The organism is Pseudomonas sp. PDM02, from assembly GCF_014852285.1.
Classification (GTDB): domain Bacteria; phylum Pseudomonadota; class Gammaproteobacteria; order Pseudomonadales; family Pseudomonadaceae; genus Aquipseudomonas; species Aquipseudomonas migulae.
Map to the genome: position 1 here is coordinate 57,990 of NZ_JACVBL010000004.1, position 25,682 is coordinate 83,671.

General features: G+C 60.8%; 20 protein-coding genes. 15 read left to right on the forward strand and 5 right to left on the reverse strand.

Going from position 1 to position 25,682, the window contains the following annotated elements; all coding sequences use genetic code 11:
• Positions 1–10: 10 nt before the first annotated feature.
• Genes aroC through mtnC form a run of 5 tightly spaced genes read left to right on the forward strand, consistent with a single transcriptional unit; the run spans position 11 to position 4,145 of the window.
• Complete coding sequence (gene aroC, locus IB245_RS08675) at positions 11–1,102, forward strand: chorismate synthase (protein WP_008031492.1); 1,092 nt, start codon at positions 11–13, stop codon at positions 1,100–1,102.
• Positions 1,103–1,130: 28 nt separating this feature from the next.
• Positions 1,131–2,282 (forward strand): MFS transporter, encoded by a 1,152-nt coding sequence (locus IB245_RS08680; RefSeq protein WP_008042787.1) that lies wholly within the window; start codon positions 1,131–1,133, stop codon positions 2,280–2,282.
• Complete coding sequence (locus tag IB245_RS08685) at positions 2,279–2,899, forward strand: methylthioribulose 1-phosphate dehydratase (protein ID WP_008042783.1); 621 nt, start codon at positions 2,279–2,281, stop codon at positions 2,897–2,899. Before IB245_RS08680 ends, IB245_RS08685 begins: the two co-directional genes overlap by 4 nt.
• Positions 2,900–2,911: 12 nt before the next feature.
• Positions 2,912–3,457 (forward strand): 1,2-dihydroxy-3-keto-5-methylthiopentene dioxygenase, encoded by a 546-nt coding sequence (locus IB245_RS08690; protein ID WP_008031498.1) that lies wholly within the window; start codon positions 2,912–2,914, stop codon positions 3,455–3,457.
• A 4-nt stretch (positions 3,458–3,461) separates the two neighbouring features.
• Positions 3,462–4,145 carry an acireductone synthase gene (mtnC, locus tag IB245_RS08695; protein ID WP_192227316.1) on the forward strand — a complete coding sequence of 228 codons (684 nt, stop codon included), beginning with the start codon at positions 3,462–3,464 and terminating at the stop codon, positions 4,143–4,145.
• A 134-nt stretch (positions 4,146–4,279) separates the two neighbouring features.
• On the opposite strand, the gene IB245_RS08700 is transcribed toward mtnC, so the two are convergent.
• Positions 4,280–4,558 carry a DUF3509 domain-containing protein gene (locus IB245_RS08700; protein ID WP_008031503.1) on the reverse strand — a complete coding sequence of 93 codons (279 nt, stop codon included), beginning with the start codon at positions 4,556–4,558 and terminating at the stop codon, positions 4,280–4,282.
• Positions 4,559–4,890: 332 nt separating this feature from the next.
• Here IB245_RS08700 and IB245_RS08705 point away from each other — a divergent pair, with 332 nt between their 5' ends.
• A complete protein-coding gene (locus IB245_RS08705; protein WP_192227317.1) occupies positions 4,891–6,729 on the forward strand; it encodes a long-chain-acyl-CoA synthetase in 1,839 nt (612 codons plus the stop codon).
• Positions 6,730–6,825: 96 nt separating this feature from the next.
• The gene (locus IB245_RS08710) at positions 6,826–7,344 is read left to right on the forward strand and encodes an ankyrin repeat domain-containing protein (protein WP_008031507.1); all 519 of its coding nucleotides are present in this window, start codon (positions 6,826–6,828) and stop codon (positions 7,342–7,344) included.
• Between the two features lie 1,147 nt (positions 7,345–8,491).
• On the opposite strand, the gene IB245_RS08715 is transcribed toward IB245_RS08710, so the two are convergent.
• Together IB245_RS08715 and xthA are read right to left on the reverse strand one after the other, a co-directional pair.
• Positions 8,492–9,832, reverse strand: a complete 1,341-nt coding sequence (locus IB245_RS08715) for a substrate-binding domain-containing protein (RefSeq protein WP_192227318.1) — start codon at positions 9,830–9,832, stop codon at positions 8,492–8,494.
• A gap of 201 nt (positions 9,833–10,033) precedes the next feature.
• Positions 10,034–10,846 carry an exodeoxyribonuclease III gene (gene xthA / locus IB245_RS08720; protein ID WP_008032791.1) on the reverse strand — a complete coding sequence of 271 codons (813 nt, stop codon included), beginning with the start codon at positions 10,844–10,846 and terminating at the stop codon, positions 10,034–10,036.
• A 317-nt stretch (positions 10,847–11,163) separates the two neighbouring features.
• Here xthA and IB245_RS08725 point away from each other — a divergent pair, with 317 nt between their 5' ends.
• The 7 genes from IB245_RS08725 to IB245_RS08755 all read left to right on the forward strand — a co-directional run bounded on the left by IB245_RS08725 (position 11,164) and on the right by IB245_RS08755 (position 22,373).
• On the forward strand, positions 11,164–11,814 hold the full coding sequence (locus tag IB245_RS08725) for a GNAT family N-acetyltransferase (RefSeq protein WP_192227319.1): 651 nt from the start codon (positions 11,164–11,166) through the stop codon (positions 11,812–11,814).
• Between the two features lie 67 nt (positions 11,815–11,881).
• Entirely contained in the window at positions 11,882–13,609 is a 1,728-nt protein-coding gene (locus IB245_RS08730; RefSeq protein WP_032832898.1) for an autotransporter assembly complex protein TamA, read from the forward strand.
• Positions 13,606–17,274 carry a translocation/assembly module TamB domain-containing protein gene (locus IB245_RS08735; protein WP_192227320.1) on the forward strand — a complete coding sequence of 1,223 codons (3,669 nt, stop codon included), beginning with the start codon at positions 13,606–13,608 and terminating at the stop codon, positions 17,272–17,274. Before IB245_RS08730 ends, IB245_RS08735 begins: the two co-directional genes overlap by 4 nt.
• Positions 17,275–17,510: 236 nt before the next feature.
• Positions 17,511–17,984: a MarR family winged helix-turn-helix transcriptional regulator gene (locus IB245_RS08740; protein WP_008032787.1), complete on the forward strand. Its 474-nt coding sequence runs from the start codon at positions 17,511–17,513 to the stop codon at positions 17,982–17,984.
• Entirely contained in the window at positions 17,981–19,450 is a 1,470-nt protein-coding gene (locus IB245_RS08745; protein ID WP_192227321.1) for an efflux transporter outer membrane subunit, read from the forward strand. The genes IB245_RS08740 and IB245_RS08745 overlap by 4 nt, the downstream gene beginning before the upstream one ends.
• Before the next feature lie 15 nt (positions 19,451–19,465).
• Entirely contained in the window at positions 19,466–20,668 is a 1,203-nt protein-coding gene (locus tag IB245_RS08750) for an efflux RND transporter periplasmic adaptor subunit (protein ID WP_192227322.1), read from the forward strand.
• Positions 20,669–20,843: 175 nt separating this feature from the next.
• Positions 20,844–22,373, forward strand: a complete 1,530-nt coding sequence (locus IB245_RS08755) for a DHA2 family efflux MFS transporter permease subunit (protein WP_008032779.1) — start codon at positions 20,844–20,846, stop codon at positions 22,371–22,373.
• Positions 22,374–22,480: 107 nt separating this feature from the next.
• On the opposite strand, the gene lpxH is transcribed toward IB245_RS08755, so the two are convergent.
• On the reverse strand, positions 22,481–23,224 hold the full coding sequence (gene lpxH / locus IB245_RS08760) for a UDP-2,3-diacylglucosamine diphosphatase (RefSeq protein WP_192227323.1): 744 nt from the start codon (positions 23,222–23,224) through the stop codon (positions 22,481–22,483).
• Positions 23,221–23,724, reverse strand: a complete 504-nt coding sequence (locus tag IB245_RS08765; protein ID WP_008032775.1) for a peptidylprolyl isomerase — start codon at positions 23,722–23,724, stop codon at positions 23,221–23,223. Before IB245_RS08765 ends, lpxH begins: the two co-directional genes overlap by 4 nt.
• A gap of 250 nt (positions 23,725–23,974) precedes the next feature.
• Here IB245_RS08765 and IB245_RS08770 point away from each other — a divergent pair, with 250 nt between their 5' ends.
• On the forward strand, positions 23,975–25,675 hold the full coding sequence (locus IB245_RS08770) for a glutamine--tRNA ligase/YqeY domain fusion protein (RefSeq protein ID WP_192227324.1): 1,701 nt from the start codon (positions 23,975–23,977) through the stop codon (positions 25,673–25,675).
• Positions 25,676–25,682: the final 7 nt, after the last annotated feature.

The window sequence follows — 25,682 nt, forward strand, 5'->3', positions numbered from 1 at the left end:
AGCGTCCTGCATGTCCGGCAATACCTACGGCAAGCTGTTCACTGTCACCACCGCGGGCGAAAGCCATGGTCCGGCGTTGGTCGCCATTGTCGACGGCTGCCCGCCGGGGCTGGAAATTTCCCTGGAAGATTTGCAGCGCGACCTCGATCGCCGCAAACCCGGCACCAGCCGCCACACCACCCAACGCCAGGAAGCCGACGAAGTCGAAATCCTCTCCGGCATTTTCGAAGGTCGCACCACGGGCTGCTCTATCGGCCTGTTGATCCGCAACACCGACCAGAAGTCCAAGGACTACTCGGCGATCAAGGACCTGTTCCGCCCGGCCCACGCCGACTACACCTATCACCACAAGTACGGTGAACGCGATTACCGCGGTGGCGGCCGTAGCTCGGCGCGGGAAACCGCCATGCGTGTGGCGGCTGGCGCGATTGCCAAGAAATACCTGGCCACCCAGGGCATCGTCATTCGCGGTTACATGAGCCAGCTCGGCCCGATCGAAATCCCGTTCAAGACCTGGGATTCAGTGGAAGAAAACGCGTTTTTCAGCCCTGATCCGGACAAGGTGCCAGAACTGGAAGCCTATATGGACCAGTTGCGCCGCGACCAGGATTCGGTTGGCGCGAAGATCACCGTCGTTGCCGAAGGCGTGATGCCAGGCCTCGGCGAACCGATCTTCGACCGTCTCGACGCCGAACTGGCCCACGCGCTGATGAGCATCAACGCGGTCAAAGGCGTGGAAATCGGCGCCGGTTTCGCCAGTGTTTCCCAGCGCGGCACCGAGCATCGCGATGAAATGACCCCGGAAGGATTCCTCAGCAACAACGCTGGCGGCATCCTCGGCGGCATTTCCTCCGGCCAGCCAATCGTTGCGCATTTGGCGTTGAAACCGACGTCGAGCATCACCACGCCGGGCCGTTCCATCGACATCAATGGCAACCCGGTGGAGGTCATCACCAAGGGCCGTCACGACCCGTGCGTCGGCATCCGCGCCACGCCGATTGCCGAAGCGATGATGGCCATCGTGCTGATGGATCACCTGTTGCGTCACCGCGGGCAGAACGCCGATGTGCGCGTGAGCACGCCGGTGCTGGGTCAGCTTTAATGGCTGACCTCTCAGTCGCTGCGGTCTGATGACCGTGGCGGCGCTCCCGTACTGGCGGCTCTCCAGTTTCTATCTGTTCTATTTCGCCTTGCTCGGTTCGACAGCGCCGTTCCTGGCGCTGTACTTCGATCACCTGGGTTTTTCTGCCGCGCGCATCGGCGAGCTGGTGGCGATCCCGATGCTGATGCGTTGCGTCGCGCCGAACATCTGGGGCTGGCTCGGGGATTACACCGGCCAGCGCCTGGCCATCGTGCGCTTCGGCGCGGTCTGCACGCTGCTGACGTTCTCGCTGATTTTCGTCAGCAAAACCTACGCCTGGCTGGCGATGGTCATGGCGTTGCATGCGTTCTTCTGGCACGCGGTGTTGCCGCAGTTCGAAGTCATCACCCTGGCGCATCTGAAAGGGCAGACGTCCCGTTACAGCCAGATCCGCTTGTGGGGTTCCATCGGTTTCATCATCACCGTGGTCGCGCTCGGTCGCTTGTTCGAATGGCTCAGCCTCGACATCTACCCGGTGGCGTTGGTGCTGATCATGGCCGGGATCGTCGTCAGCAGCCTGTGGGTGCCGAACGCGCAACCGGTCCAGAGTGAAAAACTGGCGGCTGACGGGTTTCTCAAGCAGTTGCGCAGCCCCGGTGTGCTGGCGTTTTACGCGTGCGTGGCGCTGATGCAGATGAGTCACGGCCCGTATTACACCTTTCTGACGTTGCACCTTGAGCGATTGGGTTACAGCCGTGGCTTGATCGGCCTGCTCTGGGCAGTGGGCGTGGTGGCCGAAGTGTTGATGTTTCTGGCCATGAGCAAGATCCTTGCGCGCTTCTCCGTGCGCCGGGTGCTGCTGGCGAGTTTTCTGCTGGCGGCGCTGCGCTGGTTGCTGCTCGGGTCGCTCGCTGAATTTTTATCGGTACTGCTGTTTGCCCAGGTATTGCACGCGGCGACGTTCGGCAGCTTTCACGCCGCTGCCATCCAGTTCGTGCAACGTAGCTTCGGTGCGCGCCAGCAAGGGCAGGGCCAGGCGTTGTACGCGGCATTGGCCGGCACCGGCGGCGCACTGGGCGCGTTGTACTCCGGCTACAGCTGGAATGCCCTCGGGGCCTCGTTCACCTTTAGTATTGCCAGTCTGGCAGCCTTCGCGGCTGCCGTTATCATTGCCACACGTATGCAAGAGGACCGGCCATGAGCCTGACCCGTGAACACCTCGCCCAGGAAATCATCGACGCCGGGCGTTTTTTGTATGGCCGCGGCTGGTCGCCGGCCACCAGCAGTAACTATTCGACCCGACTGTCGGCGAACGAAGCCTTGCTGACCGTGTCCGGCAAGCACAAAGGCCAGTTGGGCATCGACGATGTGCTGGCCACTGATCTGTCGGGCAACAGTCTGGAACCGGGCAAGAAACCGTCCGCCGAAACCTTGTTGCACACCCAGCTCTATAGCTGGCGTGCGGAGATCGGCGCGGTGCTGCACACCCATTCGGTGAACGCCACGGTGCTGTCGCGACTGACGCCGGAAGATTTCATCGAGTTCGAAGACTACGAGCTGCAAAAGGCGTTCAGCGGCATCTCGACCCACGAATCCCGGGTGCGCGTGCCGATTTTCGACAACGATCAGGACATTGCGCGCTTGGCCGCCAAGGTGCAGCCTTGGCTGGAAGCCCATCCCGATTGCGTCGGCTATCTGATTCGCGGTCACGGCCTCTACACCTGGGGCGCCCGCATGAGTGATGCGTTGCGGCAGATCGAGGCCTTTGAATTTTTGTTCGAGTGCGAGTTGAAGACGCGTTCGATCCTAAACCGTTAAGGAGTTGCCCTGATGAGCAGCCTGTCCGTCTACCATGTCTCAAGCCCTGACATTCCGAACAAGGTGCTGACCCATTTCGAAGACATCGCCTCGACCCTGGCCGAGCAAGGTGTGCGCTTCGACCGCTGGCAAGCGGCGGCGAAAATCCAGCCCGGCGCCAGTCAGGAAGAAGTGATTGCCGCGTACCAGGAGCAAATCGACAAGCTGATGACCGAACGCGGTTACATCACCGTCGATGTGGTCAGCCTGAACAGCGATCATCCGCAAAAAGCCGAATTGCGCGCCAAGTTCCTCGACGAGCACCGCCATGGCGAAGACGAAGTACGATTTTTCGTCGCCGGCCGTGGCTTGTTTACCCTGCACATCGACGATTACGTCTACGCCGTGCTCTGCGAGAAAAACGACCTGATCTCGGTACCGGCCGGCACACCGCACTGGTTCGACATGGGCGAGCATCCGCATTTCGTCGCGATCCGGCTGTTCAACAACCCGGAAGGCTGGGTGGCCAATTTCACCGGCGAAGACATCGCCAGCCGCTTCCCGCGTCTTGAGGACTGAGTCGATGCCGATCAAAGCGATTCTCACCGACATCGAAGGCACCACCAGCGCGGTGAGTTTTGTGTTCGAGGTGCTGTTTCCCTACGCCGCCAAACACCTGCCGGACTTCGTTCGCCAGCACGCCGCGCGCGCCGATGTGGCGGAGCAACTGCACGCCGTGCGCCGGGATAGCCATGAGCCGGACGCCAACGTCGAACGTGTCATCGAGATACTCCTCGGCTGGATCGCCGAAGACCGCAAAGCCACACCGCTCAAGGCGTTGCAAGGCATGGTCTGGGAGCAGGGCTATCAGGCCGGGCAGTTGAAAGGTCACGTGTACCCGGACGCCGTTGAAGCGCTCAAGCGTTGGCATCAGCAAGGTTTCAAACTGTTTGTTTATTCCTCGGGTTCGATTCAGGCGCAAAAACTGATCTTCGGCTGCTCCGAGGCGGGGGATTTGTCGCCGTTGTTCAGCGGCTATTTCGACACCACATCGGGACCCAAGCGTGAAGCGCAGTCGTACCAGCGCATCACCCAGGCCATCGGCCTTGAAGCGGCGCAGATTCTGTTCCTGTCGGACATCGTCGAAGAGCTGGACGCGGCGCGCACGGCAGGTATGGCAACCTGCGGACTGGCACGTGAAGGCGGGGAGTTGGCAGGGCATGTGACCGTGGACAGCTTCGCCCGGATCAACCCTTCCGCGTACTAATTCACGACGCTAACCTGTAGGAGCGAAGCTTGCTCGCGAAGGCGGCGTATCAGGCGATATTAATGTTGACTGATACGCCGCCTTCGCGAGCAAGCTTCGCTCCTACAAGGGCTGGTTTGCGGCGTTGAAACGGTTTATGCCGAGTGATACGTCGGCAGCGCAAAGCGCTGTTGGCTTTGCAGCATGGAGATCTGCGGCAATTCGCTGGCCTGTTCGGCCAGGTCACGGCGGATCGCACTGATCACCCACGACAGCTGATCACCGGCATGCAACTGCTGGTAGGAAACCGAGCGCTTGAAGACTCTGCCTTCACTGCTGCGCAAGGTCAGCAGAATGCCACCGTCGGGACGTGGCTGGGTGGTGACTTCGAAGTTGGAGAACAGGGACGAAAATTTTTCCTGGATCAGGTTCATGTCTATCAGCTCCGTAAGCGCTTGAATTGCAAGCATGCAGAGGTAGTTGCAGTGATTGTGCCAGCACCTGATTTTTTTAAAATTCGTTATAAATCAATAAGTTAATTTAAAGCCAGTTTTTTGCTTTCGTGCAATCTGCATGAATGGCCATCGTGCATCCTGCATTTTGCGGGGTCGATGTCGGTTCGATGGAACCATTCACATCCTCCGGGTTCGCGTTTTTCGCGGATACAAAACATTTCAAAAACCGCGTGTACAGCTCAAGAACCGTTGACGTATTTTCGGGCTCAATCACCGTCGCCCGACAATAAAAAGATCGAACGGGAGCATCCATGAGCCGCACGACGAACGACACGATTACCTGGGGCATGATGCTCCGCAAGCTGCCGTCCATTGCCAAAGCCATCCCCCGGGTGGTGAAAGGCATGAAGGCCGCCAACGTCAAGGACCCGACCCAACCGTGTGGCCTGGGCTGGAGCTTCGAACAAGCGACATTGCGCAATCCCGCCGGCCCGGCCTTGCTGCAGGGCGCGGTGGTGCTCACGTACTCGCAAGTCAATCAATGGGCCAATCGCATCGCCCATCACCTGATTGCTCAAGGCATCGGCAAGGGCGACGTGGTCGCGGTGTTCATCGAAAACCGCCCGGAACTGTTGGTGAACATATTGGCGGTGGCCAAGGTCGGGGCGATCAGTGCCTTGCTCAACACGTCTCAAACCCGCGATACCCTGGCCCACAGCCTGAACCTGGTGGCGCCGGCAGCGATCATTGTCGGTGAGGAGCTGGTACCGGCGTTTGCGGCAGTGCGCGAACGGGTCTCGATCGACGCGGCGCGCACCTGGTTCGTCGCCGACCAGGACACCTACCGCCAACCGGGCATTGCACCCGACGGTTTCATCAACCTGATGACCGCGATTGTCGACAGCCCCAGCGACAACCCTGCCAGCAGCCAGCAGGTTTTTTTCGACGACCCGTGTTTCTACATCTACACCTCGGGCACCACCGGGCTGCCCAAGGCCGGGGTGTTCAAACATGGCCGCTGGATGCGCAGCTCGGCCAGTTTCGGCTTGATCGCGCTGGACATGCGCCCCGAGGACATCGTCTATTGCACCTTGCCGCTGTATCACGCCACCGGGTTGTGCGTGTGCTGGGGCTCGGCCATTAGCGGCGCCTCGGGGTTTGCCATCCGCCGCAAGTTCAGCGCCAGCCAGTTCTGGAGCGACGTGCGCAATTACCGCGCGACCACCCTCGGTTACGTCGGCGAATTGTGCCGCTACCTCGTGGATCAACCGCCCAGCGCCGAGGACAACAAGCACGGCGTGACGAAAATGATCGGCAACGGCCTGCGCCCCGGCGCATGGCACGAATTCAAGACGCGCTTTGGCGTGAACCACATCTGCGAGTTGTACGCGGCCAGCGACGGCAATATCGGTTTCACCAACATCCTCAACTTCGACAACACCGTCGGGTTTTCCCTGATGTCCTGGGAGCTTGCAGCCTACGACCATGACAGCGGCGCGCCGACGCGGGACGCCAACGGCTTCATGCGCAAGGTAGCCAAGGGTGAGCAGGGGCTGTTGCTGGCGAAGATCGACGACAAGGCGCCGCTGGATGGCTACACCGATCCGCAGAAGACTGAAAAAGTCGTGCTGCACGACGTGTTCGAGAAGGGTGACCGTTACTTCAACACCGGTGACCTGCTGCGCAACATCGGTTTTGGTCACGCGCAGTTCGTCGACCGCCTGGGGGACACTTATCGCTGGAAGGGTGAAAACGTCTCGACCACCGAGGTCGAAAACATCCTGCTGCAACACCCGAACATTTCCGAAGCCGTGGCTTATGGCGTGGAGGTCCGCAACACCAACGGGCGCGCCGGGATGGCGGCGATCACGCCCGCCGAGTCCCTGGCGACCCTGGATTTCAGCGAGCTGCTGGCCTTCGCCCGTGAGCAAATGCCGGCGTATGCGGTGCCGCTGTTTCTGCGGGTGAAAGTGAAGATGGAGACTACCGGCACCTTCAAATACCAGAAGACCCGACTCAAGGACGAAGCCTTCGACCCTGGCAAAACCGGCGACGACCCGATCTATGCCTGGCTGCCGGGTACTGACACTTACGTGCAGGTCGACGAACAATTGCTGGCGGATATTCACGGCGGCAAGTACCGCTATTGATTGTGGCTATGGCGTGCCTTGAGAAAAAACAAGTGACAGTGTCGGGGGCGCTCGGGAAACTGTCGGCTTTGCGAATAACTGTAAGTGGAGTTTCCAATGTCCGATCAAAGCCGCCAGATGACCCCCGAAGAAGCCGCCGAATTTGCCGAACAGGTTTTCAACAAGGCGCGCGAGGGTGATGCGGCGATGATGGCTGCGCTGCTGACCAAAGGCCTGCCGCCGAACCTGCGCAACCACAAGGGTGACACGTTGCTGATGCTGGCCGCTTACCACGGCCATGTGGACACGGTGAAAGTGCTGCTTGAGCACAAGGCCGATCCGGAAATCCGCAACGACAATGGCCAGAGCCCGATTGCTGGCGCGGCGTTCAAAGGGGACCTGGCGGTGGTCAAGGCGTTGGTCGAGGGCGGTGCGCTGGTGGAAGGTGCTTCGTTTGACGGTCGCACGGCGTTGATGATGGCGGCGATGTTCAACCGCGTGGAAATCGTTGATTACCTGATCAGTAAAGGGGCGGATCCGAAGGCCAAGGATGCCAATGGGGTTTCGGCGTTGGATGCTGCGAAAACGCTGGGTGCGGTGGATACTGTTGCGCAATTGGAGAAACTGCTGGGCTGATTGAGCATCTGGCCCCGGAACCTCTGTGGGAGCCGGCTTGCTGGCGATGGCGGCCTGATAGTCGATCATTTTTTTGTCGGAGTACATATCCGTTGCTGCGGTAACGGCTTCTATTGGTTTCGCCCTTACGGCGAGTCACTTTGGAAAAGCCCCAAAGTAACCAAAGCGCTTTTGCCCCTTTCGTTCGGTGCCTCGCCTAGGCTCGGCATGCCCTCGCTCCGGTCCTGCTCCGTGGGCCCGCCGCGATCGGCCATCCTTGGCCGTGCGCGGCTAACCCGGCATCCATGCCGGGTTGCCCACTGCGCAGAACCTCCACTTGGCCTCTCGAGGGGGCGACCACCGCCACAGCCGCCGAGGCGGCCTGAAAGCCGACCTGGCTCTTCAGTTGTCCGCGTTGTCCTTCTTTGATGCGTTCACTCATTCCCGACATGTACACCGCTCCCCTGTAGGAGCCGGCTTGCTGGCGATAGCGTCTGTTCAGGCGATGAATTTGTTGGCTGGCCCACCGCCATCGCCGGCAAGCCGGCTCCTACAGTTGATCGTGTACATTCCGAACACATATGCATTTCCCCGTAGGAGCCAGCTTGCTGGCGATGGCGTCCGTCCAGTCGAAAAGGAGGGTGACTGACCCACCGCCATCGTCGGAACGCCGCCCGCAGCAAGCCGGCTCCTACAGTTGATCGTATTTATCCAAATGCATATGCATTTCCCTTGTAGGAGCCAGCTTGCTGGCGATGGACGTCAACGATAACGCGGGCTGTCTGAATGAACGCGGTGCCCAGACGATTTTCGCCGGCAAGCCGGCTCCTACAGGGCGCGCGTACGCCTTTGATCTTCACCACTCATCAGGCCGAGCGTTAGCTCGCCTTCCGCTTTTGATCTGAGCGCCCCCTCGAGAGGCCGAGTGGAGGTTCTGCGCAGTGGGCAACCCGGCATGGATGCCGGGTTAGCCGCCCCCGGCCATGGATGGCCGATGGCGGCGGGCCCACGGAGCAGGACCGGAGCGAGGGTATGCCGAGCCTAGGCGAGGCACCGAACGAAAGGGGCAAGAGCGCTTGGTTACTTGGCGCTTCTCCAAGTGACTCGCCGTAAGGGCGAAACCAATAGAAGCCGTTACCGCAGCAACGGATATACACTCAAAACCCAATCAATACACCCAAACCTCAACCCGCCGATTCTTGATCCGCCCCTCATCCGCACTATTGGCCGCCACCGGCATCTCGGCGCCAAAACCGCGAATCTCGCGAAACACCACGCCGCTTTTCACCAACTCCCGCCGCACCGCCATGGCCCGCAATTTCGACAGCAGGTCAGCCCGCGCCGGATCGCTCTTGGCATCGCCAAACCCCACCAACGTCACCTGCCGGTTGGTTTTCTGGTTCTGCTGGAGGTAATCGAGCACCCGCGTCAGATCCTGTCGGGCCTTGTTGTCCAGCGTTGCGCTGCCTTCCTCGAAACGAAAATTCACGGTCAAGCGCTGGGCGTGGCGACTGAGCGCCTGATAACCCTCGGGCATCAATGCATTGGGCGTAACGGCCATCGCCTGGACGGTCTGGGCAATAAACCCGTTGGCCGCGACGATGGCCTGGCCGTTGCTGCTTTGCGCAAACGCCACCAACGCTTCGGCCCAGGGGTTTTTGGCGTTGGGCGGCAGGTAAAAGAACAACCGCCGCGACAACGGATAGTCTTCCGTGGCGATCAGGCTGTTGAGCGGCGGCATGGCCTGGGATTGGCCATCGACGATCGCCACGGCTTTGGCCTGGCGCACGTAGGGCAGGCCGATAAAACCGATGCCTTGCGGATCGAGGCTGACCGCGTCGGACAACTGCTCGCTGGATTCGAAACGTTTCGCTGCGCTGTTCAGCGTTTTCCCACGACGGCTGAGCACCACTTCCTTAAACGTGTCGTACGTGCCCGATTGGTCATCCCGTGCATACAGGTGAATGGCTCCGCCGCTGCCGCCGAGTTCTTCCCAGGTTCTCACTTCACCGCTGAAGATTTGCGCCAGTTGTTCGGTGTTCAGTTGATTAAGCGGGTTTTGCGGATGAAGGATGATTGCCAGGCCGTCGATGGCGATGACCTGCTCGGCGCCGGGGCTCTTCAGATCACCGAGGGATTGCAGGGCCAGCAGTTCGCTGTCCTTGATCGGGCGCGAAGAGGCGGCAAGGTCCGCCGTGGCGTTTTTCAGGGCGGTGAAACCGGTGCTGGAACCGTGGGCCGCGATGTCCACCGTGACCCGGCGGCCCTGAGCGGTTTCGCCGACCACGCGCAATTCGTTGGCTTTGTCCGGGGTTTCGCTGTGGACCTTGAGCAAGCCTTGCTCGCGCATCAAGCCCTCGACCAGCGCCGGGCCCAATGCCGCGCCAATGGTGTTGGAACCCTGGATGCGCAGCACCGGTCCCTGTTTGGGCGTCGGCAAGTCAGCGGCCGACGCGGTGATGGGCAGCCCGGCGCACAGCATTAACAGGAAGAAAACGCGCAGCGTCATGCCGGCACCTTTAAAGAACAAAGAAAGTGCCGGGAGATTAAGTCAGTAAGGTTTCTGAAAGATGACAGTTTACCTTGTAGGAGCGGCCGGTCGACGCTCGATTGCCAGCGATGGGGGCTGATATTCAACATCTAAGTTGGCTGACAGTCCGCTATCGCGAGCAAGCTTGCTCCTACAGTTGAGTTGCGTTGAGCCGGGGGATCAGCTCAACTCAAGCCAGATCGGCGCGTGGTCCGACGGTTTTTCCATCCCGCGCAACTCGTAATCCACGCCGGCATCCTTCACGCGCGGCAACAAGCCGTGGGACGCCATGATCACGTCAATCCGCAGCCCGCGCTTCGGTTCATCCTCAAAGCCACGGCTGCGGTAGTCGAACCAGCTGAATCGGTCGGCCACGTCCGGGTTCAGGTGGCGGAAGCTGTCCACCAGGCCCCAGTTCTTCAAGCGTGCCATCCACTCGCGTTCTTCCGGCAGGAAGCTGCATTTGCCGGTTTTCAGCCAGCGCTTCATGTTGTCCGGGCCGATGCCGATGTCGCAGTCTTCCGGGGAAATGTTCACATCGCCCATCACCACCAGCGGCTGTTCGTTGTTGAACTGGCTTTCCAGCAGGTGCTGAAGATCGTTGTAGAAACGTTCCTTGGCCGGGAATTTGGTTGGATGGTCGCGGCTTTCACCCTGTGGGAAATAGCCGTTCATGATGGTCACCGGCACGCCATTGGCGTCGGCGAAAGTGCCCCAAATGAAGCGGCGCTGGGCGTCTTCTTCATCGGTGACGAAACCTTTGTGCAGTTCCAGCGGTTCCTTGCGCGAGAGCAGGGCAACGCCGTAGTGACCTTTTTGCCCGTGGAAATACACGTGATAGCCCAGCGCCTGGATTTCGGCCAGCGGGAATTGATCGTCGTGGACCTTGGTTTCCTGCAGGCCGATCACGTCCGGCTGATGCTTTTCGATCAGCGCCGCCAGCTGATGAGGACGAGCGCGCAGCCCGTTGATGTTGAAGGAGACGATCTTCATGGTCGGCAGTCCTGGCAAAAGGGCGATGCTAGCTGACCTGTGGGATTGGGGCCAGTGTGGGGTGAGGGGATTCTCGGTGTTCTGTCAGATCTTCATTGGCAGTACCGGCCTCTTCGCGGGCAAGCCTCGCTCCTACAGGTTTTGAGTTGCACCCAATTGATTCACCTGTAGGAGCGAGGCTTGCCCGCGAAGAGGCCAGTTCAGTCGATGAAGATCCTGACTTTGGTCTATACCTGTCTGGGGAACTGTGAAGCCACCCAAACGCTCGTACCAATAAGAGCGCAGCCACCCGAGCCGCGCCGGGGAGAATGACCGTTATGCCCGAAACCTCGACCGTCATAGCCGATATCCACATGCTCGACAGCGGTTATTCCCGCGAAGCCCGCTCCCTGTTGTACCAGGCCTACCGCCACGAACCGACCTTCGGTTACCTCTTCGAAGCCGAACGTCCCGGTTATGAACAGCGTGTACGCGCCACCGTGCGGGAACTGGTCAAGCAACACTTTCTTCAGGATTTGCCGGCCATCGGTCTGCTGGTCAACGACCGCTTGATCGGTATCGCGCTGATCGCGCCGCCGCAACGACGCCTGGGCATCACTGAAAGCTGGGCGTGGCGCCTGCGGATGGTGCTCAGCACCGGGTTTCGCTGCACCCGCCGCTACCTCGAATACCACGACGCGGTGATGGCCTGCGTGCCGTCCGATTCGGTGCACCTGCTGCCCTTGCTGGGGGTTCACCCGCAATTTCAGGGCAAGCACTTCGGCGAACAACTGCTGCAGGCGGTCCATAACTGGTGCGCGGTCGATGAGCATTCCCAGGGTGTAGTCCTCGATACCGGGAATCCGCGTTATCTGGAGTTCTATAAACGTCAGGGCTACGAGGAAATCGGTGAAGTGGCGGTAGGACCGATCCGCGAGCACGTGTTTTTCCACGCCAACCCACAGGTGCTGCAAACCGCTTCGGCATAAAACGGTAGAACTTTCGCGGGGCGCGAGGCTCTATCACGCTCCCACGCTCGTGATAGCATCCGCGCCTATGAAGTTTCCAGGAAGAATTACCAGCGGCGTGCTGATGCTGATCACCAGCTGCGCGGCGTTGGCGCAAAGTGAATTGGATGTGCGGATCAAACCGTCCAACGATGAACTGAAGGCCAATATAGAGGGCTATATCGGCAGCCTCGGCGATCGTGACGAGGAGGCCTTGTTGCGCTTCAGTCGTGGCGCCGAAGAACAGGCGCGCAAGGCCGCCCAGGCCTTGGGTTATTACCAGCCGCAGATCGACACGGACGTGAAGGGCGGCAAGACACCGCGCCTGGTCATGAACATCGATCCCGGCGAGCCTGTGCATTTGCGCAATGTCACTATTCGCATCGACGGCCCTGCGGCCTCCCTCAAAACCTTTCGTGTGCCCAAAAGCAATGCGCTGAAAACCGGCGCGGTGCTCAATCATGGCCGCTACGAAGACGCCAAGCGGCTGATCCAGAACCAGGCTTCGCGTTACGGTTTCTTCAGCGGTTATTTCACCCGGCAGAAACTCGCGGTCGACCCGCGAGCCGGCGTTGCCGACATCGAACTGATCTACGAAAGCGGCCCGCGTTACACCTTGGGTAAAGTCAGTTTCGAAGGCGATACGCCGTTCGACGAAGAGTTGCTGCAACGCATGGTGCCGTTCAAGGCGGGTGAGCCCTATGACTCCGAACTGATCGCCGAACTGAATCAGAATCTGCAGGCAAGCGGGTACTTCGAAGGCGTGCGCGTCGACGCCGCGCCGACGGCGTCCAAGAACGATGTGATCCCGGTGGACGTCAAGCTCGACACCCGCAAGCCGCGGACCATGGGCCTCGGCCTGGGCTATTCCACGGACGTCGGCCCACGGGTCAAGGCCAACTGGACCCGGCACTGGGTCAACCCTCAAGGCCACAGCTATGGCTGGGAAACCGAAGTCTCGGCGCCACGGCAAAACGTCGGGTTGTTCTATGACATTCCGCTGGACCCGCCGCTGACCGACAAACTGCGCTTCGCCGGTGGTTATCAGAGCGAAGAAATCGCTGACAAGGACAGCCTGAGCAAACTCCTGACCCTCGGACCCGAATGGCACAGCAAGTTGCCCAGCGGCTGGCAGCGGGTGGTGTCGCTGAAATGGCAGCGCGAAGAGTATCGACTCGGCGATGACTCGGGGCTGAGCAATCTGCTGATGCCCGGCGTCAGCTATTCCTACCTGAAAAGCGACAATCGCATCGACCCGCACAACGGCTATCGGCTGCAGTTCGAAACCAAAGTGGCCAAGGAAGGCTTGGGTTCCGACAACAACCTGCTTTACGGCACCGCGCTGGTCAAAGGCCTGACCACAGTCTTTGATAAACACCGTTTCCTCGGCCGGGTGCAGGTGGGTGGCAGTGCCACCAATGGCTACAAATCGGTGCCGCCGTCGCTGCGCTTCTTCGCCGGTGGCGATCAGAGCGTGCGCGGTTACGACTACCAGAGCCTGTCCCCGGAAAACTCCGACGGCGACCGTATCGGTGGCCGCTACATGATTGCCGGAAGCGTGGAGTATCAGTATTCCATCGCCGAAAAATGGCGGGTCGCAACGTTCGTCGATCAGGGCAATTCCTTCAACAAACTCGAACTGCCTGATCTCAAGACTGGCGTCGGTATCGGCGTGCGCTGGGTGTCACCGGTGGGGCCGATTCGCCTCGACCTGGCCCACGCGATGGACGACGACGGCGGCATACGACTGCACTTTTCCATGGGGCCTGAGCTGTGAAGCGTGGTTTGAAAGTAACGCTGCTGACGATTCTGGCGCTGATGATGCTGGTGCTGCTGGCCGTGACCACGGTGCTGGGCACCGCGACAGGCAGCCGCTGGGCGCTCGGCTTTGTGCCGGGTTTGACGGTCGAGAATTTCCAGGGCCGTTTGGGTGGTCAGTGGAGCGCCGATCATCTGGTCTGGCAGCAGGACACCAGCCGGGTTGAGCTGAGCAAGGTGATTTTCGCCTGGTCGCCGTTGTGCCTGACGCGCATGGCCCTGTGCATCGAGCAACTGAAAACCGATCAGGTCAGCCTGCAATTTCCACCGGGTCCTGAAGAGCAGAGCAGCGGACCGATCACCTTGCCGGATCTGAAGTTGCCACTGGCCATCGAGCTGGGCGACGTGCAGGTCGGCAGCTTGCTGTTCAACGGCAGCGAAGAACTCAAAGGCCTGCAACTGGCGGCGCACTGGACCGAGCAGGGGATGCAGATCGACTCCGTGCAACTGCAACGCGACGACCTCAGCCTGAACCTGTCCGGTCTCCTGCAACCCAGCGGCAACTGGCCGCTCAAGGCTGAAGGCAAACTGACCCTGCCGGCGCCCGAGCCCTGGGCGCTGACGCTGAAAATCAACGGCGACCTGCTGAAAACCCTGAAGCTCACCGCCGACAGCAGCGGTTACCTGAACGGCCAACTGACCGGCGAGTTGCAGCCGCTGGTGGACAACCTGCCGGCCAAGGTGCGGATCACCGCCGACGGCTTCAAGCCCAGTGCGGACCTGCCGGACACTCTGCAACTCAATCAGCTTGAACTGACCGGCGACGGCGACCTGAAAAACGGCTACCAATTGCGCGGCAACGCCACGCTGCCCGCTGAGCAAGGCCCGGTTGCACTGATGCTGCAAGGCAAAGTCGACGCCAACGGCGCGCAGATCGCCGCGCTGGACCTGACCGCCAACGACAAGCAAAGTCTCAAACTCACGGGTGTTCTGGACTGGAGTAAAGGCCTGAACGCCACGGCGAAAATCGACTGGCTGGATTTCCCCTGGCACCGGCTCTATCCGCTGATCGACGAACCTGAAGTGGCATTGCGCAGCTTCAACGGCGAAGTCTCCTACACCGACGGCAAATACCTCGGCAACTTCAAGGCTGCGCTGGATGGCCCGGCCGGGGCGTTCAGCCTGAGCAGCCCGTTCGCCGGCGACCTGACGAAAATCTACCTGCAACAAATCCAGCTCGAAGCCGGGCAGGGCAAGGCCGAAGGCCACCTGAACCTGCAATTTGCCGATGGCATTGCCTGGGACACCGCGCTGGACCTCTCGGCGATCAACCCGGCGTACTGGGTCGCGGAATTGCCGGGCACTCTGGCCGGACCGTTGCGCAGCAAAGGCGAGATGAAGAATGAAAAACTCAGCCTGAACGCGGACCTCGATCTGAAGGGCAAACTGCGTGGCCAGCCGGCCATCCTGCAAGCCAAGGCCGATGGCAGCGGCGAGCAATGGAACCTCAGCGCGCTGCAAATCCGCCTCGGTGACAACAGCATCACCGGCAAGGGCAGCCTGCAACAGAAACTCGCCGGCCAGATCGACATCAAGCTGTCGCGCCTGGCGCAGCTGTGGCCGCAACTGCGCGGCCAGCTCAATGGCCGCGTCGATGTCGCCGGCACGCTCAAGGCACCGCAAGGCAAGCTCGGGCTGCAAGGCACGCAACTGGCCTTCGAAGATAATCGCCTGCAAAGCCTGAACCTCGACGCGACCCTCGACAGTGCGCAACGGGCGAAAATCGATTTCAAGGGCAGCGGCATGCAGGCCGGCGACACGTCGCTGGGCACGCTGACGGCCAGCGGTCAGGGTGATATCAAAAACCAGAAACTGACACTCGACCTGCAAGGCCCGCAACTGAAACTGGCCCTGGGCCTCGACGGCAATCTGGACAAAGGCAACTGGCGCGGACGTTTGGCCAGCGGTGATATTCAGGCCGGTGGCCAGGACTGGAAGCTGCAAAACCCGGCGAAACTCGAACGACTGGCGGACGGCAAAATCAACTTCGGCGCCCATTGCTGGATGTCCGGCCCGGCCAGTCTGTGCGGTGAAGACCAGCGCCTGATGCCGGAACCGAAGTTGCGTTATCACCTCAAGCAATTCCCGATTGAAAGCCTTGCGCAATGGCTGCCAAAGGATTTCGCCTGGAAGGGCCGGCTCAACGCCGATCTGCAACTGGACCTGCCGGCCAGCGGCCCGAACGGCCAGATCAGCCTTGATGCCAGCGGCGGCACCCTGCGCATCAAGGAAAAGGATCAGTGGCTGGACTTCCCCTACCAGACCCTGAAACTCACCAGCAAACTCACGCCCAAGCGCATCGACACCGACCTCAACTTCGTCGGCGGCAAGCTCGGCGAATTGAGTGTGCAGGCGCAGATCAATCCATTGCCGAAGAACAAACCGCTGACCGGCGCGTTCCGCCTCAATGGCCTCGACCTGTCCGTGGCGCGACCGTTTGTGCCGATGGTCGAGAAACTCACCGGACGCCTGAATGGCAGCGGCACGATTTCCGGTGGGCTGCTGGCGCCTTTGGTCAACGGCAACCTGCTGCTCAGCGACGGCGAGATTTCCGGCCCCGAATTGCCGATGGACCTTGAAGCGTTGCAGCTTCAAGCGCTGATCGCCGGCGAAACCGTGCAGTTGAACGGTGGCTGGAAAAGCGGCAAGAGCGGGCAGGGCCGCTTGACCGGCAGCATCGCCTGGGGTCAGGCGCTGGTGGTGGACCTGGCGCTCAAAGGCACGCAATTGCCGGTCACTGTCGAACCGTACGCCAAGCTCGAAGTGGCGCCGGACTTGAAGATTTCGATGAAGGACGACGAGCTGGCCATCGCTGGCAAAGTGCTGGTACCCAAAGGCGAAATCACCGTGCGCGAGTTGCCGCCATCGACGGTCAAGGTCTCTGATGACACGGTGATCATTGGTGCGCAGACCGAAGAGGGCAAACCGCCGCTGGCGATGAAAATGGACATCGACGTGGCGGTCGGCGAAGACAAACTCAGCTTCGCCGGGTTTGGCCTGACCGCCAACCTGCAAGGGCACGTGCACATCGGCGACAACATGGACACCCGCGGCGAGCTGTGGCTCAACGACGGGCGTTACCGGGCCTACGGCCAGCGGCTGACGGTGCGCCGGGCACGTTTGCTGTTTGCCGGCCCGATCGATCAGCCGTACCTGGACATCGAGGCGATTCGCCAGACTGACGACGTCATCGCCGGTATTCGCCTGAGCGGCAGCGCCGAGCAGCCGGCCACGCAGATCTTCTCCGAGCCGGCGATGAGCCAGGAACAGGCCTTGTCCTATCTGGTGCTCGGGCGTCCGCTGAGCACCACCGGTGAAGACAACAACATGCTGGCGCAGGCCGCGCTGGGGTTGGGCCTGATGGGCAGTGCCGGGGTGACCGGCAAACTGGCCAGCGATCTGGGGATTCAGGATTTCCAGCTCGATACCGAGGGCAGCGGCAATACGACGAGTGTGGTCGCCAGCGGCAATATCTCCGAGAAGCTCAGCCTGCGTTATGGCGTTGGCGTGTTTGAGCCGGCCAACACCATTGCCCTGCGCTACAAGCTGAGCAAGAAGGTGTACCTCGAAGCGGCGGGTGGCGTGGCCAGTTCGCTGGATATCTTTTACAAGCGGGATTTCTAACGCCCGTCCTCTCCAAAACCGAGTTGCTTTCTTCGCGGGCAAGCCTCGCTCCTACGGGTTCGGTGTAATCCCTGTAGGAGCGAGGCTTGCCCGCGAAGGCGTCATTGTGCCCGCCACAAAATCCGCACCATTTATCCATCAAATACAAAGCAACCTAACTATTACGTTGACATTGGCTGCCTAGGCAGTAACATCTCGACATACATTCTCTGCCTAGGCAGCTAATTGGTGGTCAGATGAAACATTTCACCCCGGACGAATTCAAGAACTGCCATCTCGGTCTCCTGCTCGGGCGCGCCGCGCTGCTCAAGGACCGGATCATCGACACGCACATGGAACCCCACGGCATCACCGCCGCGCAGTTCAAAGTGCTGATCATCATCGCCCAATACGGCGTCGATACCCCGGCCGAGCTGTGCCGGCACCTGTCACTCGACAGCGGTTCGATGACCCGCATGCTCGATCGTCTGGAACAGAAAGGTTTCCTCGCCCGCCAACGCTCCGAAGCGGACCGCCGTCAGGTGCAGCTTGTGTTGACTGAGCAAGGCCAGCAGTTGGCTGACCGCTTGCCGGTGATCGGCGCCGACGCGATGAACGAACTGGCCGGTGCGATCACTCCGGATGAGCTGAAAACCCTGGAACAGATCCTGAAGAAAATTTTGGTGGCAGCCGGTGACTCGATCACGCTGCTGCGGGTAGGTGACAAATGAGCAGCAAAACCTTGCGCGCCGGCCTGGGCCTGGTGCTCGCGGCCATGACCCTGGCCGGATGCGCCAGCTACAGCGGCCTGACCACCGAAGGCAAAAGCCTCGATGCGAAAACCCTCAAGGCCGGGCAATCCCTCAGCGGCGTGACCCTGTCGCCTGCGGCCTGGCCGAAAAGCGACTGGTGGAAAAGCCTCGGCGACCCGCAGCTCGACGGTCTGATCCGCGAAGCCCTGCACGACAGCCCCGACATGCAGATCGCCGACGCCCGCGCCCATCAGGCCAGCGCCGCCGCGTATGCCGCCGACGCCGCGCGGATGCCGACCCTCGATGCCAGCGCCGGCGTCAGCCGTTCGCGTCTGGCCCGGGATCAAGACCCGAGGGGCGAGGGCGATGCCTACTCCACCGTGCGCAACATCGGCGCCAGTTTCAATTACAACTTCGACCTCTGGGGCGGTCAGCGCGACGCCTGGGAAGCTGCGTTGGGCCAAGCCCGGGCTGCCGAAGTCGATCAGCAGGCCGCGCAGCTGACGTTGTCTGCCGACGTCGCTCGCGCCTACAGCGATCTGGGGCAGGCGCACATCGTTTATGACCTCGCCAACGAAGACCTCAAGCGCACCCGGCAAATGCTCGACCTGAGCCAGCGTCGCCTGAGCTCCGGGATCGACAGCCAGTACCAGTTCCAGCAAACCGAAAGCCTGGAAGCCACGTCTGAAGCCAGCTTGATCGACGCCGAGAAACGCCTGCAAAGCGCGAAAATCGCCTTGGCGGTCTTGCTCGGCAAAGGCCCGGATCGCGGCAATGAAATCGCCCGGCCGAAGATTCTTCAGGCCAGCGCCGTGGCTTTGCCGTCGGTCCTGCCCGCCGAGTTGCTCGGTCGTCGTCCCGATCTGGTGGCCGCGCGCTGGCGGGTCGAGGCGGCGAGCAAGAGCATCGACGCCGGCAAGACCCGGTTCTATCCCAACCTGAACCTCAGCGCGGCGGCCGGTGCCGAGTCGTTGCTGGGTGACGCGATGTTTGGGTCCGCCAGTCGTTTCTTCAACATCGCACCGACCATTTCCCTGCCGATTTTCGACGGCGGCCGCCTGCGCGCCGACCTCGATGCCCGCGACGCCGATTACGACCTCGCCGTTGCGCAGTACAACAAAAGCCTGGTGAAAGCCCTCGGTGATGTCAGCGACACCATCAACCAGTTGCGTGACATCGGCCGGCAGATCGGCGCTCAGCAGCACGCCACCGACATTGCCCAGGATTCTTACAACACCGTGGTCCAGCGGTACGGTTCCGGCATCGGCAACTACCTGGACGTGCTCAGCATCGAGCAGCAATTGCTCCAGGCCCAGCGTCAGCTGGCCAACCTGAATGCCGAGCAGATCGACCTGTCGATCCAACTGATGCAGGCGCTGGGCGGCGGTTTTCAGGGCGAAACCCTGACCGCGGCCAACGCAACCCCAGCCACGCAGCACAACTAATTCAAGGTAATGGTCATGGCCACTGCACAAAACACACAAACCTCCGGCAACCCGCAGGACACCAGCAACCCGCGCAAACGCAAAGTCATGCTGGTGGTCCTGGCCATCGTGGTGGTCCTCGCCGGTGTCGGCGTCTGGGGTTATCACGAATTCTACGGGCGCTGGAATGAAAGCACCGACGACGCCTATGTGAACGGCAACGTGGTGGAAATCACTCCGCTGGTCACCGGCACCGTCGTGAGCATCGGCGCTGATGACGGTGACCTGGTTCATGAAGGCCAGGTACTGGTGAATTTCGACCCGAACGACGCTGAAGTCGGTCTGCAAAGTGCCCAGGCCAACCTGGCGCGCACCGTGCGTCAGGTGCGCGGCTTGTACAGCAACGTCGACGGCATGAAAGCCCAGGTCAACGCCCAGCAGGCGGAAGTGCAGAAGGCTCAGGACAACTTCAACCGCCGGAAAAATCTCGCGGCGGGCGGGGCTATTTCCCAGGAAGAACTGTCCCACGCTCGCGATGACCTGACCTCGGCGCAAAACGCCCTGGCCAACGCCAAACAGCAGCTGAAAACCACCAGCGCCCTGGTGGATGACACCGTGGTGTCGTCGCACCCGGACGTGATGTCGGCCGCCGCGCAACTGCGCCAGGCGTACCTGAACCATTCCCGCAGCACTCTGATTGCACCGGTGACCGGTTACGTCGCCAAGCGCTCGGTACAACTCGGTCAACGGGTTCAGCCGGGCACCGCGCTGATGGCCGTCATTCCACTGGATCAGTTGTGGATCGACGCCAACTTCAAGGAAACCCAACTGCGCGACATGCGCATTGGCCAACCGGTGGATATCCAGGCTGACCTGTACGGCAGCGACGTGAAATTCAGCGGCACCATCGACAGCCTCGGCGCGGGCACCGGCAGTGCGTTTGCCTTGCTGCCGGCGCAGAACGCCACCGGGAACTGGATCAAGATCGTGCAGCGTGTGCCGGTGCGGATTCACATCAACGCCGAAGAACTGGCCAAGCACCCGTTGCGCGTGGGCCTGTCGACTCAGGTCGATGTGAACCTGCGCGACCGGAGCGGCCCGGTGCTGGCGCAACAGCCGCCGCAAAAGGCGTCGTTCAGCACCAGCGTCTACGACCGTCAGTTGGCCGAGGCCGACGCGATGATCACGCAGTTGATCCACGACAACAGCGCAGCGGTCAGCAAAACCGCGCAACGCTGATTCGCCATGACACCGACCCTGTGGGAGCGAGCCTGCTCGCGATGGATGTCAACGATAACGCGCGGCTGTCTGGATACCCGCGTTGTCTGGACCACCATCGCGAGCAAGCTCGCTCCTACACGGTCAGCTGCGTCTGTAAGGGGCGCAGCGCCCATCAGGTTTCAAAGGATTCGCGATGAGCAATAACGCGTCTTTCACCCCGCCCAGCCTGCTGCTCAGCACCATCGGCCTGTCGCTGGCGACTTTCATGCAAGTGCTCGACACCACCATCGCCAACGTGGCGTTGCCGACGATTTCCGGCAACCTGGGCGTGAGTTCGGAGCAGGGCACCTGGGTGATCACCTCGTTTGCGGTGAGCAATGCGATTGCGCTGCCGCTGACTGGCTGGCTCAGTCGGCGCTTTGGCGAAGTGAAACTGTTTCTGTGGGCGACGATCCTGTTTGTGCTGGCTTCGTTTCTCTGCGGTATTTCCACCTCGATGCCGGAGCTGATTGGCTTTCGGGTGTTGCAAGGTCTGGTGGCCGGGCCGTTGTACCCGATGACCCAGACGCTGCTGATCGCGGTCTATCCACCCGCCAGGCGCGGCATGGCCCTGGCGTTGCTGGCGATGGTCACGGTGGTGGCGCCGATTGCCGGGCCGATTCTGGGCGGCTGGATTACCGACAGTTATAGCTGGCCGTGGATCTTCTTCATCAACGTGCCAATCGGGGTTTTCGCGGTGATGGTGGTGCGTTCGCAGCTCAAGGCGCGGCCGGTGGTGACCAGTTATCAGCCAATGGATTACGTCGGCCTGATCACGTTGATCATCGGTGTCGGCGCGTTGCAGGTGATCCTCGACAAGGGCAACGACCTCGACTGGTTCGAATCGAATTTCATCCTCATCGGCGCTGCCATTTCCGCGATTGCGCTGGCGGTGTTCGTGATCTGGGAAATGACCGACAAACACCCGGTGGTCAACCTGCGCTTGTTCGCGTATCGCAACTTTCGCATCGGCACGATTGTGCTGGTGTTGGGTTACGCCGGGTTCTTCGGCATCAACCTGATCCTGCCGCAATGGCTGCAAACGCAGATGGGCTACACGGCAACGTGGGCCGGGCTGGCGGTGGCGCCGATCGGGATTCTGCCGGTGATCCTCTCGCCGTTTGTCGGCAAGTACGCGCACAAGTTCGACCTGCGGCTTTTGGCAGGCCTGGCGTTCCTGGCAATTGGCCTCAGCTGCTTCATGCGCGCCGGGTTCACCAACGAAGTGGACTTCCAGCACATCGCCCTGGTGCAACTGTTCATGGGCATTGGCGTGGCGCTGTTCTTCATGCCGACCTTGAGCATTTTGATGTCGGACCTGCCACCGAGCCAGATTGCCGATGGCGCGGGCCTCGCGACGTTCCTGCGGACACTGGGCGGCAGTTTTGCGGCGTCGTTGACCACGTGGATCTGGATTCGCCGGGCGGATCAGCATCACGCGTACATGAGCGAGAGCATCAGCACCTACGAACCGGCGACCCGCGAGGCCCTGAATGCGCTGGGCGGTGCGAACAACCCGGCGTATGCGCAGCTCGATCATGTGCTGACCAGCCAGGCGTACATGCTCTCCACCGTGGATTACTTCACGTTGCTGGGGTGGGCGTTCATGGGATTGATCGTGCTGGTGTGGCTGGCGAAACCGCCGTTTGCCGCAAAGGCCGGGCCCGCGGCCTCCGGCCATTGAGCGAATCCCTGTAGGAGCGAGGCTTGCCCGCGAAGGCGGTGTGTCAGTCGACATCAATGTTGAATGATACGACCCCTTCGCGGGCAAGCCTCGCTCCTACAGGGACCTCATTCAACGGTAACGCGCGGGGGGCCGAAATCAAACGGCGCCAACGCAAACCCGCTCTCATCCACCTGCAACGCCCACCCTTGGCGATCCCAATCCCCCAGCACAATGCGCTTGGCCGCTTGCTCGCCAATCTGCAACTTGTGGATGGCCGGGCGATGGGTGTGCCCGTGGATCAGGGTTTTCACTCCATAGGCCTGCATCACCCGTGGCACTTCGTCCGGCGTGACATCGACAATGTCATTGGCCTTCATCCGCGTCTGCGCACGGCTTTCGCTGCGCAGTTTGCGCGCCAGTTTATGGCGGGTGCGCAACGGCAAGTGGCGCAGGATGAACAGGGTGATCGGGTTGCGCAGGTAACGACGCAGCTTCATATAAGCTTCGTCGCGGGTGCAGAGGCTGTCGCCGTGCATCAAGAGCACCGGCTCGCCGTTGAACTGCACGACACTCGGGTCCTTCAACAACGTACAACCGGCCTGTTTGCAAAAGGCCTGGCCGAGCATGAAGTCGCGATTGCCGTGCATCAGAAAAATCGCCGTGCCGCTGTCGCTGAGGTCGCGCAGGGCCTGGCAGATGGAACGCTGGAAGGGCGTCATGGCATCGTCGCCAATCCACGCTTCGAAAAAGTCGCCGAGGATGTACAACGCACTCGCCGAGCGGGCGCGTCCGGCGAGCAAATCCAGAAACGCCCGGGTGATGTCCGGGCGCTCCTCTTCCAGATGCAAGTCTGAAATCAGCAATATCACTCAATGATCTCGGCTTTCTCGATGATCACGTCGTCTGCTGGTACGTCCTGGTGGCCGGCCTTGGAGGTGGTGGACACGCCTTTGATCTTGTCGACAACGTCGGTACCGGCGGTCACTTTGCCGAACACTGCGTAGCCCCAGCCCTGAACGTTCTTGCCGCTGTGGTTCAGGAAGCTGTTGTCAGCGACGTTGATGAAGAACTGGGCGGAAGCCGAATGCGGCTCCATGGTGCGGGCCATGGCGACGGTGTATTTGTCGTTGGAAAGACCGTTGTCGGCTTCGTTCTGGATGCTTGGGCGCTTGTCTTTCTTTTCTTTCATGCCTGGCTCGAAACCGCCGCCCTGGATCATGAAGTTACCGATGACGCGGTGGAAAACAGTGTTTTCGTAGTGACCGGCTTTAACGTACTCGATGAAGTTGGCCACGGTGATCGGGGCTTTCTCGGCGTTCAGTTCCAGGACGATGTCGCCGTGGTTGGTGGTCAGTTTGACTTGGGTCATGATCGGTACTCTTTCTGGGAATTCGTGGGTTTCAGGGCTGTCGAGCCCTCAACCGGTCCGGCCGATGTCGGCCAAGGTGCGCAGTTTAGCGCGACAGACGCCAATTTCGAGGCTGTTTTTCATTTGCATCCGATTAAATGCAGCCGTTTTCGGGCCTGTACTGTCAGCGACTTGACGGCTTCGGCTATGATAGCGGCTTTGTTTTATCAGGCCCGTGTTCCGGCCGCGCACTTGTACGTTCAAGGATCCTATGAGCAAGCCCACTGTCGACCCTACCTCGAATTCCAAGACCGGCCCTGCCGTGCCGGTCAATTTCCTGCGCCCGATCATCCAGGCGGACCTGGACTCGGGTAAGCACACGCAGATCGTCACCCGTTTCCCGCCTGAGCCCAACGGCTACCTGCACATCGGTCACGCCAAGTCGATCTGTGTGAACTTCGGTCTGGCCCAGGAGTTTGGCGGCGTCACCCACCTGCGTTTCGACGACACCAACCCGGCCAAGGAAGACCAGGAATACATCGACGCCATCGAAAGCGACGTCAAATGGCTGGGTTTCGAATGGTCCGGCGAAGTGCGCTATGCCTCGCAGTATTTCGACCAGTTGCACGACTGGGCCGTTGAACTGATCAAGGCCGGCAAGGCCTATGTTGACGACCTGAGCCCTGAACAGGCCAAGGAATACCGTGGCACTCTGACCGAGCCGGGCCGCAACAGCCCGTTCCGTGATCGCAGCGTCGAAGAAAACCTCGACTGGTTCGCCCGCATGCGCGCCGGCGAGTTCCCGGACGGCGCACGTGTGCTGCGGGCCAAGATCGACATGGCTTCGCCGAACATGAACCTGCGCGATCCGATCATGTATCGCATCCGCCATGCGCATCACCACCAGACCGGTGACAAGTGGTGCATCTACCCGAACTACGATTTCACCCACGGTCAGTCGGACGCCATCGAAGGCATCACCCACTCGATCTGCACCCTGGAATTCGAAAGCCACCGTCCGCTGTACGAGTGGTTCCTCGAGAACCTGCCGGTGCCGGCGAACCCGCGCCAGTACGAGTTCAGCCGCCTGAACCTGAACTACACCATCACCAGCAAGCGCAAGCTCAAGCAGCTTGTGGATGAGAAGCACGTCAATGGCTGGGACGATCCGCGCATGTCCACGCTGTCCGGCTTCCGCCGCCGTGGCTACACCCCGGCGTCGATCCGCAATTTCTGCGACATGATCGGCACCAACCGTTCCGACGGCGTGGTTGACTTCGGCATGCTTGAGTTCAGCATCCGTCAGGACCTCGACGCGAACGCCCCGCGCGCCATGTGCGTGCTTCGTCCGTTGAAAGTCGTGATCACCAACTACCCGGAAGACAAGGTCGATCACCTCGAACTGCCTCGTCACCCGCAGAAAGAAGAACTCGGCGTGCGCAAGCTGCCGTTCGCCCGTGAAATCTACATCGACCGTGATGACTTCATGGAAGAGCCGCCAAAAGGCTACAAGCGCCTGGAACCGGCTGGCGAAGTGCGTCTGCGTGGCAGCTATGTGATCCGTGCCGACGAAGCGATCAAGGACGCTGATGGCAACATCGTCGAACTGCGTTGCTCGTACGACCCGGAAACCCTGGGCAAGAACCCTGAAGGCCGCAAGGTCAAAGGCGTGATTCACTGGGTGCCGGCCGCGGCCAGCGTCGAGTGCGAAGTGCGTCTGTACGATCGCCTGTTCCGCTCGCCGAACCCTGAAAAGGCCGAAGACAGTGCCAGTTTCCTGGACAACATCAACCCTGATTCGCTGCAAGTACTCACTGGTTGTCGTGCTGAACCCTCGCTGGGCAATGCACAGCCGGAAGACCGTTTCCAGTTCGAGCGCGAAGGTTACTTCTGCGCGGATATCAAGGACTCGAAACCAGGTGCTCCGGTATTCAACCGTACCGTGACCTTGCGTGATTCGTGGGGCCAGTGATTCAAGG